Origin of the sequence: Serinicoccus marinus DSM 15273 (assembly GCF_008386315.1) — a bacterium.
Lineage (GTDB): Bacteria > Actinomycetota > Actinomycetes > Actinomycetales > Dermatophilaceae > Ornithinicoccus > Ornithinicoccus marinus.
Map to the genome: position 1 here is coordinate 2,688,623 of NZ_CP043808.1, position 14,858 is coordinate 2,703,480.

At 69.6% G+C, this 14,858-nt stretch carries 14 protein-coding genes and 4 pseudogenes; 7 read left to right on the forward strand and 11 right to left on the reverse strand.

Features of this window, described 5'->3' with window-relative positions:
• Nucleotides 1-8 precede the first annotated feature (8 nt).
• Nucleotides 9-194: pseudogene (locus tag FU792_RS18575) on the forward strand (phosphatase PAP2 family protein); the annotation flags it as partial.
• 46 nt (nt 195-240) lie between these two features.
• On the opposite strand, the gene FU792_RS12875 reads toward FU792_RS18575, so the two are convergent.
• From FU792_RS12875 to FU792_RS18085, 5 genes and pseudogenes are all read right to left on the reverse strand, one after another.
• Nucleotides 241-1,122 (reverse strand): manganese catalase, encoded by an 882-nt coding sequence (locus FU792_RS12875; protein WP_022925126.1) that lies wholly within the window; start codon nt 1,120-1,122, stop codon nt 241-243.
• A gap of 208 nt (nt 1,123-1,330) precedes the next feature.
• Nucleotides 1,331-1,705: a carbohydrate ABC transporter permease gene (locus tag FU792_RS18070; protein WP_237740027.1), complete on the reverse strand. Its 375-nt coding sequence runs from the start codon at nt 1,703-1,705 to the stop codon at nt 1,331-1,333.
• A gap of 223 nt (nt 1,706-1,928) precedes the next feature.
• Nucleotides 1,929-2,513, reverse strand: a complete 585-nt coding sequence (locus FU792_RS18075) for an ABC transporter substrate-binding protein (protein WP_052327838.1) — start codon at nt 2,511-2,513, stop codon at nt 1,929-1,931.
• Nucleotides 2,514-2,877: 364 nt separating this feature from the next.
• Nucleotides 2,878-3,162 (reverse strand): annotated as a pseudogene (locus FU792_RS18080) (aminotransferase class V-fold PLP-dependent enzyme); the annotation flags it as partial.
• Nucleotides 3,159-4,508: an aminoglycoside 6-adenylyltransferase gene (locus FU792_RS18085; RefSeq protein ID WP_238705990.1), complete on the reverse strand. Its 1,350-nt coding sequence runs from the start codon at nt 4,506-4,508 to the stop codon at nt 3,159-3,161. The pseudogene FU792_RS18080 and the gene FU792_RS18085, both read right to left, overlap by 4 nt.
• A 244-nt stretch (nt 4,509-4,752) precedes the next feature.
• On the opposite strand from FU792_RS18085, the gene FU792_RS12895 reads away from it, so the two are divergent.
• The gene (locus FU792_RS12895; protein WP_022925125.1) at nt 4,753-6,204 is read left to right on the forward strand and encodes a DUF2252 domain-containing protein; all 1,452 of its coding nucleotides are present in this window, start codon (nt 4,753-4,755) and stop codon (nt 6,202-6,204) included.
• Nucleotides 6,205-6,229: 25 nt separating this feature from the next.
• Nucleotides 6,230-7,693 carry a protein adenylyltransferase SelO gene (locus FU792_RS12900; RefSeq protein ID WP_028131035.1) on the forward strand — a complete coding sequence of 488 codons (1,464 nt, stop codon included), beginning with the start codon at nt 6,230-6,232 and terminating at the stop codon, nt 7,691-7,693.
• 55 nt (nt 7,694-7,748) lie between these two features.
• Here the strand turns inward: FU792_RS12900 and FU792_RS12905 are convergent, their stop codons facing one another.
• Together FU792_RS12905 and FU792_RS12910 are read right to left on the reverse strand one after the other, a co-directional pair.
• The gene (locus FU792_RS12905; RefSeq protein WP_237740026.1) at nt 7,749-8,192 is read right to left on the reverse strand and encodes a VOC family protein; all 444 of its coding nucleotides are present in this window, start codon (nt 8,190-8,192) and stop codon (nt 7,749-7,751) included.
• 79 nt (nt 8,193-8,271) lie between these two features.
• The gene (locus FU792_RS12910) at nt 8,272-9,048 is read right to left on the reverse strand and encodes an SDR family oxidoreductase (protein ID WP_022925122.1); all 777 of its coding nucleotides are present in this window, start codon (nt 9,046-9,048) and stop codon (nt 8,272-8,274) included.
• 386 nt (nt 9,049-9,434) lie between these two features.
• Here FU792_RS12910 and FU792_RS19310 point away from each other — a divergent pair, with 386 nt between their 5' ends.
• Together FU792_RS19310 and FU792_RS19315 are read left to right on the forward strand one after the other, a co-directional pair.
• Entirely contained in the window at nt 9,435-9,626 is a 192-nt protein-coding gene (locus FU792_RS19310) for a hypothetical protein (protein WP_420876832.1), read from the forward strand.
• Entirely contained in the window at nt 9,623-9,910 is a 288-nt protein-coding gene (locus tag FU792_RS19315) for a MarR family winged helix-turn-helix transcriptional regulator (RefSeq protein ID WP_420876833.1), read from the forward strand. The genes FU792_RS19310 and FU792_RS19315 overlap by 4 nt, the downstream gene beginning before the upstream one ends.
• 143 nt (nt 9,911-10,053) lie before the next feature.
• Here FU792_RS19315 and FU792_RS19320 read toward each other — a convergent pair.
• The 3 genes and pseudogenes from FU792_RS19320 to FU792_RS12935 form a co-directional block, all read right to left on the reverse strand.
• Nucleotides 10,054-10,218, reverse strand: a pseudogene (locus FU792_RS19320) (IS256 family transposase); the annotation flags it as partial.
• Nucleotides 10,219-10,289: 71 nt separating this feature from the next.
• Nucleotides 10,290-10,910 carry a response regulator transcription factor gene (locus tag FU792_RS12930; protein ID WP_022925119.1) on the reverse strand — a complete coding sequence of 207 codons (621 nt, stop codon included), beginning with the start codon at nt 10,908-10,910 and terminating at the stop codon, nt 10,290-10,292.
• On the reverse strand, nt 10,907-12,103 hold the full coding sequence (locus FU792_RS12935; protein ID WP_022925118.1) for a sensor histidine kinase: 1,197 nt from the start codon (nt 12,101-12,103) through the stop codon (nt 10,907-10,909). Before FU792_RS12935 ends, FU792_RS12930 begins: the two co-directional genes overlap by 4 nt.
• Before the next feature lie 150 nt (nt 12,104-12,253).
• Here FU792_RS12935 and FU792_RS12940 point away from each other — a divergent pair, with 150 nt between their 5' ends.
• Nucleotides 12,254-13,345 carry an ABC transporter permease gene (locus tag FU792_RS12940; RefSeq protein ID WP_028131033.1) on the forward strand — a complete coding sequence of 364 codons (1,092 nt, stop codon included), beginning with the start codon at nt 12,254-12,256 and terminating at the stop codon, nt 13,343-13,345.
• A pseudogene (locus FU792_RS12945) lies at nt 13,342-14,056 on the forward strand (ABC transporter ATP-binding protein). The gene FU792_RS12940 and the pseudogene FU792_RS12945 overlap by 4 nt, the downstream one beginning before the upstream one ends.
• A 543-nt stretch (nt 14,057-14,599) precedes the next feature.
• Here the strand turns inward: FU792_RS12945 and FU792_RS12950 are convergent.
• Nucleotides 14,600-14,857, reverse strand: coding sequence for a Txe/YoeB family addiction module toxin (locus tag FU792_RS12950; RefSeq protein WP_022925115.1), 258 nt, complete (start codon nt 14,855-14,857; stop codon nt 14,600-14,602).
• Between the last annotated feature and the right edge of the window lies 1 nt (nt 14,858).

Below are 14,858 nucleotides of genomic sequence, written 5' to 3' on the forward strand. Positions count from 1 at the left end.
TCCACGTCATACCCCTCGGGGCGGCCACCCTCGCCGTCGTGGCGCTGCTGCTGTACCCGGCGTTCTCGGTGCGGGTCGTGGGCGTCGTCACCGTCACCCTCATGGCCCTGAGCCGCACCTACCTGCACGCCCACTGGCTGTCCGACACCGTGGGCGGCGTCCTGATCGGGAGCGCCGTGGCGCTCCTGCTCGCCGCCGCCTTCTGGGGGCCGATCGCGCAGGAGCGCCACGACGGGAGCGTCACTCCTTGTGCAGCACGTCCTGGACCCGGGCGGCCCCCTTCTCGACGGGGTTGGGCGCGTCAGTGGTCCCGAACAGGCGGGCGTCGGGCCGGGTCGGCTCCGGCATCGGGGCGCTGGTCGTCGGCCCCTCGTGGTAGCTGAAGGTGCCGTTCCCGTCCGGGGTCGGCCCCTGCGCCCACGGCCCGTCGGCGGCGGCCGCCCCGTCGGAGAAGTTGAGGTACTGGTAGGACACGTCGGTGTGCTCCTTCTTCTGCGGGAAGTTGCTGGGCACCGGCAGCTGCTCCAGCCCGTCCTCCTTGAGCTGCTCGATCGCCCGCAGCCACTGGTTCTGGTGCATGGTGTCCCGCGCCAGCAGGAAGCCGAGCATGTCCCGCACGCCCTTGTCCTCGGTCATGTGGTAGAGCCGGGCGACCTGGACGCGGCCCTGCATCTCGGCGTTGGCGTTGGCGTGGAAGTCGGCCATGAGGTTGCCGCTCGCGGTGACGTATGCCGCCGACCACGGGTTACCGTTGGAGTCCACCGGGCGGGCGCCGGCGCCCGCGACGATCGCGTGCTGCACGTCGGTGCCTCCGACGATCGCGGCCACGGCGGGGTCGTCCTGGACGGCGTCGTCGGTGACGCCCAGGGGTGCGTCCTCGAGCAGCTGGGCGATCATCGTGGCCAGCATCTCGACGTGCCCGAACTCCTCGGCACCGATCCCGAACAGCAGGTCTCGGTACTTGCCCGGGATGTGGGCGTTCCACGACTGGAAGCCGTACTGCATGGCCACGGTGATCTCGCCGTACTGGCCCCCGAGCACCTCCTGCAGCTTCCGGGCGAAGACGGCGTCCGGCTTGTCGGGGGTGGACGAGAACTGGAGCTCTTGGCGGTGAAAGAACATGGGCGTCTCCTTCGAGGGAAGCCGCCCGGCTCGGGCGCAGACGGCATCGGGATCCCGAAGCGCTCTGCCTGACCTCGGGTCGGACGCCGAGGGGCGCCGCTGCTCCCAACCTAGGGCGCCCCCGGGGGACGGCAACTCCAACGGCCACCACGGTTCCTAGTCACCGAGGACACGCCGGCTCTGGCCGACCGCTCGGCCGAGGCGACCCTCAGCCCTTGGAGCCGGTGGTGGCGATGCCCTCGACGAAGTGCCGCTGGCCGATGAAGAACAGGATCATGGGCAGCGTCGTGATGACGCTGGCGGTGACGATGATCTCCCAGTGCCACTCGCCGCCGAACCCGTACCGGTCGAGCAGCGCCTTCAGGCCTCGGGGGACGGTGAAGTTGGCCGAGTCGCGCAGATAGATGAGCGGACGCATGAGGTCGGTCCAGGTCGCCTGGAACTCGAAGAGCAGGGTCACGATGAGGGCCGGCTTGCACAGGGGCAGCGCGATCCGGGTGAACATCGTCCAGTGCCCCGCGCCGTCGACCTTGGCCGCGTCGAAGAGCTCGCGCGGCAGGCCGAGGAAGAACTGCCGCAGCACCGGAGGCGTATGCCAGCGGCTCGCCGTCTCCGCCCCGGACGGTGTCGAAGGCCATGGGTGCGTCGGGCGAGACCTCATTGAGCACGTTGACGTACCACTGCTCCATCGGCATCGCCCCGAGCTTGCCGGAGGCGAACTGGCTGCCTGAGCCGAAGAAGTCGGCGGAGTCGCGGAACGCCTTGACCTCCCCGAAGCCACCCTGGGCGTCGTAGATGCCGACCGCCTACTCCAGCGCCTCCAGCACCACCGGGTCGTCGAGCTGGGCGGTGCGGCCGTCCTCGGACAGCAGGTCGGCCCCGCCGACCTTCGCCCACAGCCGCAGGAACTCCGGCAGCTTGCTGTCGTAGCCGATGACGTCGATGTTGCCGCCGCCGCTCTCGTGCAGCTGCTCGTTCGCCTGCGCGAGGGCCTCGCGGTCCGAGCCGTCGACGTCCTCGACGCTCAGCCCCGCCTCGTCCAGGAGCTCCTGGTTGGTCATGGTGAGCTGCACCGTGTTGAACTCCGGTATGCCATAGACCTCGCCGTCGAAGGTGACCTGGGACAGGGCGCTCTCGACGAACACCGACGTGTCGACCTCCTCGGCCTCCATGCAGTCCGTGAGCGGCATGATGGCGCCGCGGGAGGCCAGCGTGCCGACCTGGGTACGGTCGACCCTGATGAGCCCCGGCTCCTCGCCCGCAGCCACCGAGGACAGGAACCGCTGCATGTCCAGACCACCCTCGGTGAGCTGCACGTCGTCCTCGGGGACGGCCTCCTCCGCCAGGTCGTAGCGCACCTGGCCGATCTCGTCGTCGAGGCCGAAGCCCATGATGGTCAGGGCACCGGAGGCCGTCTCCTCGGCGAAGTCGGTGCCCTCCTGCGGCGCCTGCGTCTGCGCGGTGGCGCACGCCCCCCCACGTCGTTGAGCACGGTGACGCCGGGTATGGCGCGGAGGGCCTCGGCGGAGGCGGTGGCGTGGTGGCACAGCCGCTCGACCAGCTCGGCGACCCCGTCGCGACCGAGGCACCGGAGCACCGCCCACACGGGGACCGCGCGGCCACGCCGGGACAGCTCGGGCACCTTGTCCAGCGGCTGACACACCTCGTCGCGCAGCAGGTAGGCACCCTGGACCCCATGGCCGCCTGGAGCGCTGCGGGGTCGCGCACGATGCACAGGCCGCTGTCGCAGGGCACGTTGAGGGTCTTGTGGGCATCGGTCGCCCACGAGTCGGCGCTCCCGTGTCCGCGCACAAGATGCCGGTATGCCGGTGACGCGGCAGCCCACAGCCCGAAGGCGCCGTCGACGTGCACCCAGGCGTCGTGCCGGTGCGCGGTGGCGACGGTCTCCTCGAAGGGGTCGCTGGCGCCGGAGTGGATGTTGCCCGCCTGCAGGGACACCAGGACCGGTCCGGGCCCTCCGTCGGCCAGGGCCTGCTCGAGCGCGTCGGTCCGCACCCGTCCCCGGTCGTCGACGGTCACCGTCTCGGGGGCACCGAGCCGAGGTAGTGCAGCGCGACGTCGACGGTGTCGTGCCGCTCTTCGCCGACGAGGACCCGGACGCGCGGTCCTCCGGCCAGCCCCTGCCGGGTGACGTCCCACCCCGCGCGGCGGAGCACGGCGTCGCGCCCGGCGGCGAGCGCGGTGAAGTTGGCCATGGTGGCGCCGGTCATGAAGCCGACGGCGCTCTGCGCGGGGAGGCCCAGCAGTTCGAACAACCAGGCACCGGCGATGTCCTCGACCGCGCTCTGGGCCGGCGTGACCGTGCGCAGCCCGGTGTTCTGGTCCCAGGCGCTGACCAACCAGTCCGCCGCCATCGCGGCGGGGTGCGTGCCCCCGACGACGGACCCGAAGAAGCGGCCCGAGGCCGTGGCGGTCAGCCCGGCGTCGCTGGCCTCCGCGAGCAGTGCGACGGCCTCCTCCGGTGGGCAGCCCCGCTGCGGCAGCTCTGGGCCGAGCGCGGCGACGACCTCCTCGATGGAAGCCTGCGGGGGCACCGGCCGCTCCCCCAGCGAGCCCAGCCAGTCGAGGGCGTGCTCGTGCGCCACCTCCAGCGCCCGGGAGTAGGAGCTCATCTCCGGAGTGTGCTCCTGCCACGCTCCCACCGACAAGCAGGTGCTCAGGTGTGGGCGTGCTGGTCCAGCAGCTGTCGGATCGCCCGGGTGATGGCCGGGTCGGTGTCGTGGTGGGTCGGCCTGCTCGATGCGGCGGGTCGACTCGAAGCGGTCGGGGTGGTCGAGCCGCGAGGCGGGGTCGAGGCGCACGAGCGCGAGGACGCGGTCCACGGCATACACCTGGGTGAAGCGCATCGCGGTCAGGCGCTCCCCGCGCAGCTCGCGGTGGAGCCCGACGCAGAGGTTGGTGAGCGCCTCGTTGACGTGGAAGTCGACGGTGTCGAGGGCGGTCGGGCTCGGCGGCGGCTCGCTCATCGGGAGCTCGCGGCCGTCGCGGGACCAGACCAGCCGGGCGCCGACGACGGGCAGTGCGGCGAGCTCGTCGGGGGTGAACACGGCGTACTCGACGAAGAGCCCGTCCTCGAACAGCGCCTTGCGGCCGTTCGGGTCGTTGGCGAAGCTGAACGCGACTCGGCCGCCGAAGCCGGCGAGCCAGCCCGGGTCCTGCAGGTAGCGCTGCTTGGCCGTGGCGCTGTCGACGACGACGAAGACGTCGATGTCGGAGTGCTCGTCGAAACGGTGCGTCTCTTCCCCCGCCGACCCCAGGCCGAGGACGGCTTGCACGTGGTCGTCCGCGGCCAGGTGGGCTGCGAGGTCGTCCAGCCGCAGCAGGGTGGGGTGCAGGGGTCGAGCGAGAAGTCCCGGTCGCGACATGTCGTCGTCCTTTCGCTGAAGGTCGACGTGTCAGCCCGTATGGGGTGCTCCCACCGGGGTCGCGACATGGTCAGCGTAGTGTCGCCCCCCGTTCAGCGCACGACCTCCCTCCGCCCCGGCCGGGTGTTGCACCAACGGCGCCGACACGCGAGGGGGAGGTCGTGCCAGACGACCACGCCCACGCTGCGCCCGACCCGCCGGCGGCCTGCGGGCCCCGGCACGCCGTGGCGGGACACCCGCTCCCGTGACCCCCGTGGACACCGGCCACCGCGTGCTCGCCACTGCCGACAGCACGGCATACGCCTCCATCCACAAGCGGCCCACCTCGCGGGCGGAGCGCTACGCCATGGGCAAGGCGCTGCGCAAGGAGGTCCCGCGCAAGAGCCTGGGTGACTGGACTCCTCGGGCGGGGCGGCCGGACCCGGTGGCGCTGATCCAGGAGTCGCACGAGGGGTGGCGCAGCGAGCTGGTCCCGGTGCGCGTGGGTCGGATGGTCACCAACCCCTACGGCTTCCTGCGGGGCACCGCCGTGGTCATGGCCGACGACGTCGCGCACCTGCCGGCGACCGGGATCATGCCGGTGATCGGCGGAGACGCGCACTTCGGCAACTTCGGGTTCTACGCCTCCCCCGAGGGCGAACTCGTGATCGACCTCAACGACTTCGACGAGGCCCACCCCGGGTGCTGGGAGTGGGACCTGCGCCGCCTCGTTGCCAGCGTCCACGTCGCCGGGCGCGCGAACGGGCTGTCCGAGAAGCAGTGCGAGGCCGCCGTGCGGGCCTGCGTCGCGGCATACCGCGGCGAGCTGAGGTTCCTCGCCGAGCAGCCGCTCCTCATACGCTCCTACAACCGGCTCGACGTGAACCGCCTGCACGAGACCGCGACCGAGAAGACCTTGCGCAAGGAGATCCACCGGTCGGCCAAGCGCGCCCGCAAGCGCACGAGTGATCGCGCGCTCCCGAAGTTCACGACCGAGCGGGCCGGGCGACGGGCGATCGTCGAGGACCCGCCCACGATCACCCGGGTCAGCGACCAGGAGCGGGACGCCCTGGCCGAGGCGCTCGACGGCTACCTCCTGACCCTCGCGCCGCACTGGCGCCGGGTGGTCGGCGGCTACACCCTGGTCGACATCGCGCACAAGGTGGTCGGGGTCGGCAGCGTGGGGCTGCGCGCCTACGTCGCGCTGCTGGAGGGCAGCACCCCCGACGACGTGCTGTTCCTCCAGCTCAAGCAGGCCCGACGCTCGGTCATCGCCCGCCACGTGCACGGCGACTCCGCCCTGCACGAGCACCAGGGCCAGCGGGTGGTCGAGTACCAGCAGGCGCTGCAGACGGTCAGCGACCCGCTGCTGGGGTGGGCGACCGTCGGCGACGACTACACCTACTACGTGCGACAGTTCCGCAACAGCAAGGGCACCATCCCCCTGGACGCGATCGACGCGCCGGCGCTGGCCGACTACGCCGGCATCGTCGGTCACCTCCTGGCCAGGGGCCACGCCCGCACCAGCGGGGCGTCCATGATCGCGGGGTATGTCGGGGGCTCGGACAAGGTGGACGTCGCCCTGAGCCGGTTCGCCCGGCTGTATGCCGACCAGACCGAGGCCGACCACGAGCAGCTGCTGGCCGCGGTCACCCGCGGCGAGCTCCCCGTCCAGGAGGGCGCGCTGGACGGCGCGAGCTCTGCGTTCCGCCCCTGAGGGGTCTCTCGCCTACGCTCGATGGATGAGTGTCGTGCCCCGGCAAACCGTGTCCTTCGACCACCAGTTCGCCCGTGAGCTGGGGGAGCTCGCCGTGCCGTGGCAGGCCGACGACACCCCGGACCCCCGGCTCCTGGTGCTCAACGAATCGCTGGCTGCCGAGCTGGACCTCGACCCGTCCTGGCTGCGCAGTCCCGAGGGTCTGCGCCTGCTGACGGGTCACCTCGTCCCCGACGGCGCCACCCCGGTGGCACAGGCCTACGCCGGGCACCAGTTCGGCGGCTACTCCCCCCGCCTCGGCGACGGCCGCGCCCTCCTGCTCGGCGAGGTCGACGACACGGCGGGGCGGAAGGTCGACATCGCCCTCAAGGGCTCCGGTCGCACGCCCTTCGCCCGGGGCGGTGACGGCCTGGCGGCGGTCGGTCCGATGCTGCGCGAGTACGTCATCAGCGAGGCGATGCACGCCCTGGGCGTGCCGACCACACGGTCGCTGGCCGTGGTGGGCACCGGACGTCCGGTGCAGCGCGAGACGCTGCTGCCCGGAGCGGTGCTCACGCGGGTGGCCTCCAGCCACCTGCGCGTCGGCACCTTCCAGTACGCCCGAGCCACCGGCGACACCGATCTCCTGCGCCGCCTCGCCGACCACGCGATCAGCCGCCACCACCCCGAGGCCGCCGCGGCTCAGAGCCCCTACCTCGCGCTCTTCGAGGCGGTCGTCGCCGGCCAGGCGCAGCTCGTCGCCCGGTGGATGCTCGTCGGGTTCGTCCACGGCGTGATGAACACGGACAACATGACGATCTCCGGGGAGACCATCGACTACGGACCGTGCGCCTTCATGGAGGCCGTCGACCCGGCGGCGGTCTACAGCTCGATCGACACCGGCGGACGGTATGCCTACGGCAACCAGCCCGGCGTCGCCCAGTGGAACCTCGCTCGCCTCGCCGAGGCGCTGCTCCCCCTCCTGCACACCGAGGAGGAGCAGGCGGTCGATCTGGCGATGGGCTCCCTCGGCACGTTCTCCGCGCAGTTCGCGTCGGCCTGGTCGAGCGGCATGAGGGCCAAGCTGGGGCTGGCGGACTCGGTGAGCGCCGAGGTCGTCGAGCCCCTGGTCGCCGAGTTGCTGAGCCTGCTGCAGGACAACCATGTCGACCACACCTCCTTCTACCGCCGCCTCGGCGACGCGGTCCGCGGCGACGTCGAGCCGGCCCGCAGCCTCTTCGTGGATCTGGCGGGTTTCGACGCCTGGGCCGGGCGGTGGCTCGCTCTCGGTCCGCGCTCCGAGCTGATGGACCGGGTCAACCCCGTCTACATCCCCCGCAACCACCTGGTCGAGGAAGCTCTCGCAGCCGGCAGCGACGGCGACCTCGAGCCGATGGTCCGGCTCCTGGGCGCCGTCACCGACCCCTACCGGGAGCGCCCCGGCCTCGAGCGGTATGCCGAGCCTGCACCGGCGGACTTCGGTCGCTACCGGACGTACTGCGGGACCTGACTCACCGCATACCGGGCCCGCAGGACCGAAGGCGGCTATCGGCAGATGGAGAGCATCACTGTTCCCAGGAAGCGCCCGGGAGGTATGTCCCGATGCTCCACTCGTGGCCCTCTGGGTCGAGGACCCGCGCACGTCGGGTCCCCCACTCGGTCTCCTCGGGAGCGAACACCTGGGTGCCACCCGCCTGCAGCGCTCGGGCATACCACTCGTCGACCTGGCTCGGGTCGGAGAGCCAGAGGTACAGGCCACCGCCCGTGCTGCGACCCAGGAGACGGGGGACGTCGTAGTCGTCGTCAGCACTGGCGACCATCAGCACCACGTCTCCCCAGCGCACCTCCGCGTGGAGCACCGCACCGCCGTCGCCGTCCTGACGCGCGACGACGCTGAACCCCACCTGCTCCAGCCATCTCAGCCCGGCCTGGGCGTCCGAGTAGCTGAGATACGCGTGCAGTGCTGGATCACCGTCCACGAGCCCGATCATGGCGCTGCCGCACGCCACCGTCAGTGCCTGATCAGGTCGACACAGGCCCGCTGATCATTGGAAGGACTGCGGCGCTGAGTGCTGCCGGCCCCCCCGGTCACCCCTGCAGCAGCGACTGCGCCCCGTCGACCCACACCTCGGTTCCGCTGATGTGGCCGGCCGCGTCCGAGGCGAGGAAGGTCACCAGCTCGGCCACCTGCTGCGCCGCGCCCGGGGTCCCTGCGGTGAGCGGGATCTCCCCTTGCGGGAACTCGACCGGGATCTTCACGTCCTCGTTCGCCGCCCGCGTGTTGTCGTCGATCTCGGTGTCGATCGCCCCGGGGCACACCACGTTGAGGCGGATGCCGCGCGGCCCGAGCTCGACGGCCAGCATCTTGGTCATGGCGACCTGGCCTGCCTTGCTGGCGGAGTATGCCGTGGCGCCGGAGTTCGAGAAGACGCGGGTGCCGTTGATCGAGGAGACCACGACGACCGAGCCGCCACCGTCGGCCAGGTGCGGCACCGCGTGCTTGACGGTGAGGAACGTCCCGACCAGGTTGATGTCGATCGTGGACCGGAAGTCCTCGACCTCGAGGTCCTCGATGCCTGCCCAGGTGCCGTTCACCCCCGCGTTGGCGACGACGACGTCGAGCCTGCCGAAGCGCTCGATGGTCTCCGACACCATCCGCCGCGCGTCGTCCTCGTCGCTGACGTCCCCGGTCACCACGAGGGTCTGAACGCCGCCGGCCTCGAGGTCGGCCGCGACCGCCTCCAGCTCCTCCCGGGTGCGACTGACCAGGGTCACGTCCGCTCCCTGCGCAGCCAGTGCCCGTGCACTCGCCTCACCGATGCCGGACCCCGCACCAGTCACCAGTGCGACCTTGCCCTTCAGCATGCTGTGCTCCTCTCCTGCCGTCGCTCGTGATGAGACGGCCCGACCCAACCTACGAGGTGGGCCAGGGATCGGCAGTGCTCCGACATCACCGAGTTCGAGCACCGAGAAGTCATGCAGTGTCGCTGAGTCCTGCCGCCCTTCGCGCTGCCCGCGCTTCCGCGACCTTCGCAGCTCGGGCCCGCTCCATGCGAATCTGAGGGTCCTGGCGAGGATCCAGGCGGGGCGGGCCGAAGAAGATCAGCAACGTGTACTTGACCCTCCAGGTGAAGCGATACCACAGCGACAGGCCGTCACGCTCGAACCGTGCACTCATGGAGTCTCCATATTATTAGTGGACGAAGAGTTCGTATGCAGTGTAACGGCGCTCGTCGGCTACGGTGTCACGCATGACGCCCGCTCAGCAGCCGACTCCCGAGCCGACGCGTCAGGATCAGCTTGAGCTAGATCAGCAGGTCTGCTTCGCCCTGGCCGTGGCCTCTCGCAACGTCATCGCGCTCTACCGGCCGTTCCTCGACCCCCTGGGCATCACGCACCCGCAGTACCTGGTCATGCTCGCGCTGTGGGAGAAACGCCAGTGAGCCTGGGACGACTGAGCCGACGCCTCCGCCTGGAGCCGGCCACCGTGTCACCGTTGCTCAAACGACTTCAAGCGCGAGGTCTGATCACACGCGAGCGCCGGCCCGAAGACGAGCGTGCGTTGGACATCTGCCTCACCCCCCGGGGTCGCGACATGCGAGCAGAAGCCGAACGCATACCCCCAGGGATCCTCGCCACGCTCGAGATGAGTCTCGAGGAGCTTGAAAACCTACGTGACGTGCTCCACCGCCTGATTGACGCCACCACCGGGGCTGCGGCGGACTGACACGGGCTCGCTCACCCCGGCGCTTGCACACGATTGCGGGACCCCACGCTGGTCGCCGAGGCCAAGAGGTTCACGAATCTGTTGACAAGACACCCGTGCTCAACAGGCTGACCGGGACTGCCACCAGACCGGGGGCAGCCCCTCGCGGTGATCGACTTGAGCAGCCCGTCCGGGCCGGTCAGGTCCTCACCGCGGGCCCGGGCGGCCTTGACCAGCTCCCGGACCGCGGCCTGCTCGGCCTCGCTGCGCGAGGCCATCTTCTTCACCTTCTTGGTCATCGAGCTCACGCTCGTGATCTTCTCGGTCATCGCATGACCTTCCCCGCCAGCCGTGCCGGCGTGTCAGGCCAGAAACACCATTCAGCGGACAGTCCCTGCCTTCACCGCAGTAGGCCGGAGTCGCGTGCAGAAGCGACGGCGGCGGTGCGGGAGGAGACGCCGAGCTTGGTGTAGATGTGCACGAGGTGTGATTTCACGGTCGCGTCGCTGATATGCAGTCGTGCCGCGATGTCGTTGTTCGTCGCGCCGTCTGCGACGAGTCGCAGCACTTCGGTCTCGCGGGCGCTGAGGTTGGGTTGCGGGGAACGCATCCGGGCGAGCAGTCGTCCCGCGATCGCGGGGGCGAGGGCGGTCTCGCCTGCGGCTGCGGCGCGGATTGCAGCGATGAGCTCCTCGAGTGGGGCGTCTTTGAGGAGGTAGCCGCTGGCTCCGGCTTCGACGGCGCCGAGGATGTCGCTGTCGGTGTCGTAGTTCGTGAGCACCAGCACGGCAGGCGGATGGTTGAGTGCGCGGATGCGGCGGGTCGCGTCGGCTCCGGTCTGGTCGGTGCCGAACTGCAAGTCCATGAGCACCACGTCCGGTACCAGATCGCTCGCGAGGGCGACGACATCGTCAGGGGTTGCCGCTTCCCCGATCACGTCGAGGTCGGGGTCGCCTGAGAGCATCGCCCGCAAGCCCGTGCGGACGACGGGGTGGTCATCGGCAAGCACGATCCGGATCACGATGCCGCCTCGCTTCCGGTGAGAAGCGGCAGTCGCGCGGTGACCGTGGTGCCCTGTTGAGGGGCCGAGGCAATGGTGAGGGTGCCGTCGAGTTGTTCGAGGCGCTCACGCATGGCGTGCAACCCGAAGGAGTCAGCCTCGTGCGAGTCGGCGACCGCGGAGGACACCTCAAAGCCGCGGCCGTCATCGCGGACCACCAGAGATACCGTGGCGTTGTCTCGGGTGAGTTCGGCGGTGATGCGGGTGGCATTCGCGTGGCGGATCGTGTTCGAAAGCGCGCCCTGAAAGATTCGCAGCAGCGCGATCTGGGTTCCCATCGGCAAGTCGAGTTCCTCGGCACTCACCTCGACAGGGATGGACGCGCGGTCGGACTGTTCCTGACCGAGGCGGTGCAGGGCGGGGGCGAGTCCGTCGCCGAGGCGGGTCGGGGTGAGCTCGCGGATGATCTGCCTCGTGTCCGCGAGGCTGTCGGCCGCGGTCTCACGGGCGAGCCGCACGTACCCGGCACCGGGTTCGGGGGTGTCGCGTTCAGCGGCACGCAACAGCATCTGGATCGAGGACAGGCCCTGGGCGACGGTGTCATGAATTTCACGAGCGAGCCGGGCGCGCTCCGCCAGTGCGCCCTGTTCGCGTTCGGTCTGGGCGAGTTGCTGCCGAGTGCGGATCAGCTCGGCAACGAGCCGTTCGCGCTCTTCGGCTTCACCCCGAAGCGCACGGTAGGCGAGCCCGATCAGTAGGGCGACGCCGGCGCCCACCAGTGGGCCGATCACCCCGCCGACGCTGAACCCGAGATGGAGGCCGAGGGCGAGGATCGCGAACGCGGTCGTGACCACGATCGCCGCGACCCCTCCACGTCCGGGCAGGACGTGGAGGTAGAGGAAGAACAGCGGGAAGACGAGGTACGCCCCATCGGGGCTCAGCCACATCAGCACCGCCCACAACAGCGTGAGCGCGGCGATCCAGCCGACGGCGTCACCGCGCCGGGAGACTCCTGACTCGCCTTGTGTCCGCGCCGCCCATGCACCGGCGAGATACACCGCGACGAACGCGATCCCCATGACCAGTGTCCATGTCGCAGCCGGCGAGGAGACGACGTATGCGCGCACAACCGTGAAGCCCGCGAGCCCGATCAGGAGGGTGTGCAGGCCGAACCGGAGACCGGTGAACACCGGGGCGAGGGTCGAATGCGACATGACGCTCCAAGCCTATGCGAGCGGTGTTGCCCGGCCATCAACCGAAAGTTTGACCGTGAATCCCGTGGTTTGGGCGATGTCCGGCCCTGCCTGCGCGAAGGAGGGTTGAAGGGTAGCTCGGGCAGAGTGCGCGAGCGGAAAGGCATCATCGTGTTCGTCGCGTGGAGAGAGTTGCGGTTCGCCCGCGGCCGGTTTCTCCTCATCGGGGCCGTCGTCGCCCTGATCACCCTGCTCGTCGGCTTCCTCTCCGGCCTCACCGGGGGTCTGGCCGCACAGAACATCTCCTCAGTGCTGCAGTTGCCCGGGGACCGGCTCGTGCTGCAGCAGCCCGAGAACGGCGACCCTAGCTACGCAACCTCCTCCCTCGACGAGAAAAAAGTCACGGCATGGGAACAGGCGGACGGGGTCGAGTCGGTGACACCCATCGGGATCGTCCAATCGCGGGCCTCGGCCAGCGGCACCGACGACCCGACCGGGGTTGCGCTCTACGGGCTGCCGCAGCATGCCCCCGGTACCCAGTCGAACCCCCTGTTCGACCTCGCCCCGGTTCACGACGACCAGGTCGGTGTCTCCTCCGGGGCCGCCGATGGTCTCGGCGTCGAGACTGGTGACACGATCTCGATCACCGGCACTGATTTCACCGTCAGCGTCGTCGGCGATGATCTTTGGTACAGCCACACCCCGGTCATCGCCTTGACCCCGGAGGCGTGGAGCGAGGCAAGTAAGCGCGTCGGCGGCACAGGCGAAGCGACGGTGCTCGCCGTCACCGGAAACGCAGAATGGGAGACCATAGGTGCAGCAACCGGCACGGTCGCCGAAACACCGCTGGCGAGCTTGACCGCCCTGGAAGCGTTCCGATCCGAGATCGGGTCGCTCGGGCTGATGATCGCGATGCTGTTCGGGATCTCCGCCCTCGTCGTAGGCGCGTTCTTCACGGTCTGGACGATGCAGCGTGCCAGCGACATGGCCGTGCTCAAAGCCCTCGGTGCGACCACCGGGTCGCTCGTGCGCGACTCACTCGGCCAGGCGTCCATCGTTCTGGTCGCCGGGATCGGTGTCGGCCTCGCCGCCGTGATCGGGCTCGGCACCCTCGCGGGGCAGGCGCTCCCGTTCATCATCAGCCCGATCACCACTCTCGCCCCAGCCGTCGTGATGGCGGTCCTCGGCCTCGCAGGAGCCGCGTTCGCGCTGCGCTCCGTCACCAAAGCCGACCCCCTCACCGCCCTTGGGAGCAACCGATGATCCAACTACAGAACGTCACCCTCACCTTCCCCGACGGGGAGAACCGCATCACCGCCGTTGACAACGTCACCCTCCGCGGGACCAACGGCACCGTCACCGGCATCACCGGCCCCTCCGGGTCGGGCAAGTCCAGCATCCTCGCCGTCGCCGCGACCCTTCTTCGCCCCGACTCTGGCGGAGTTCTCATCGGCAATAGCAGCGACATGACCGACGCCGCCCAGCTCTCGAAGCACGAGGCCACGCAACTGCGCCGTGAGCGCATCGGCATCGTGTTCCAGCAGTCCAACCTGCTGCCCGCGCTCACGGCGCGCGAGCAGTTGCAGGTCATGGCCAGGCTCGGGCGGCACCAGCCGGAACAGGCGAGCGAAGATCGACGCCCGTGCAGACGAACTCCTCGACGCCGTCGGCCTCACCGAGCACGCAGGCAAGCGCACGCACCAGCTCTCCGGCGGGGAACGGCAACGGGTCGCGATCGCCCGCGGCCTCGTCCACGAACCCGAAGTCCTCCTCGTTGATGAGCCGACCAGCGCCCTGGATCAAGAACGCGGAGCAAAGATCATGGAACTCATCTCCCGCCTCACCCGCGAACGCGACACCGCCACCCTGCTCGTCACCCACGACCTCGGGCACCGCGACACCCTGGATGATCTCGCCACGGTCGTCGACGGGCGTATCACTACCCCCATCGCTGGGCGCGCGCCTACACGCTGAACTGGACCGCTGAGCAGTGAGAAAATAGGAATATCGGGAAGTTGGGGACCACTGCACGGGCCGGTGACACCCGCATGTCGACCTGTAAGCTAATGAAAAGATGTGCGGTGTCGCCACTGCAGGCTCGAGCCCCTGCCCTCGCCCCGTCGCGCGTGCAGCATACGTGCATCGTTAACTAAAATGGGGCAGCACCCTCGCACTGTACTGGGTCACGAAATCGCAGCTCAGAGATGCCCGACTGCCGGGCTCACCTGTTTTTCGAACCGAAGACCGAGGTAGAGACCTCAAAGCCCAAATCGCCTGCGACACAGGCGATCTCAGAGCTGGCGAAGGGGCGCGAACCCTCAACCGCCTCTTGACAAGACTCCCAGCCATAGCGCGCTGACCTGCGCACATCGTCCAAATAGAGGCGTTTCGACGGTGTCGTGCATCATACGTGCATCAGGAGAGGACCGTCTTGGCTCCTCGTGGCCGCTATGCCACCCAGAGGTCGTCCCCCTCGAGCAGGCGGTCGGTACATCAACGTCGTGCCGCTGGTAGCGCCTATCCGTAGTGGTAGCGGCAGGCGGCGATGCGGATCTCGTGCGCGGCGATCTTGTAGATGAGTCGGTGCTCGTCGGTGATCCGCCGTGACCAGTAGTCGGCGACGTCGTGCTTGAGCGCTTCGGGTTTGCCGATCTCCGCATGGCCGTTGCGCTGGATGTCCTTCAGGAGCAGGTTGATGCGTTTGAGGACTTTGTGGTCCTGCGACTGCCACCAGAGGTAGTCCTCCCAGGCGTGCTCGTCCCAGACCAGCAGCACC

Excerpts from the sequence above, each read along its gene's own strand:
- FU792_RS18075 (WP_052327838.1), bottom strand. The coding sequence starts at position 2,513 with ATGGGCTTCGGCCTCGACGACGAGATCGGCCAGGTGCGCTACGACCTG.
- FU792_RS12900 (WP_028131035.1), top strand. The coding sequence starts at position 6,230 with ATGAGTGTCGTGCCCCGGCAAACCGTGTCCTTCGACCACCAGTTCGCC.
- FU792_RS12935 (WP_022925118.1), bottom strand. The coding sequence starts at position 12,103 with ATGTCGCATTCGACCCTCGCCCCGGTGTTCACCGGTCTCCGGTTCGGC.
- FU792_RS18085 (WP_238705990.1), bottom strand. The coding sequence starts at position 4,508 with ATGTCGCGACCGGGACTTCTCGCTCGACCCCTGCACCCCACCCTGCTG.
- FU792_RS12910 (WP_022925122.1), bottom strand. The coding sequence starts at position 9,048 with ATGCTGAAGGGCAAGGTCGCACTGGTGACTGGTGCGGGGTCCGGCATC.
- FU792_RS12875 (WP_022925126.1), bottom strand. The coding sequence starts at position 1,122 with ATGTTCTTTCACCGCCAAGAGCTCCAGTTCTCGTCCACCCCCGACAAG.
- FU792_RS19310 (WP_420876832.1), top strand. The coding sequence starts at position 9,435 with ATGACGCCCGCTCAGCAGCCGACTCCCGAGCCGACGCGTCAGGATCAG.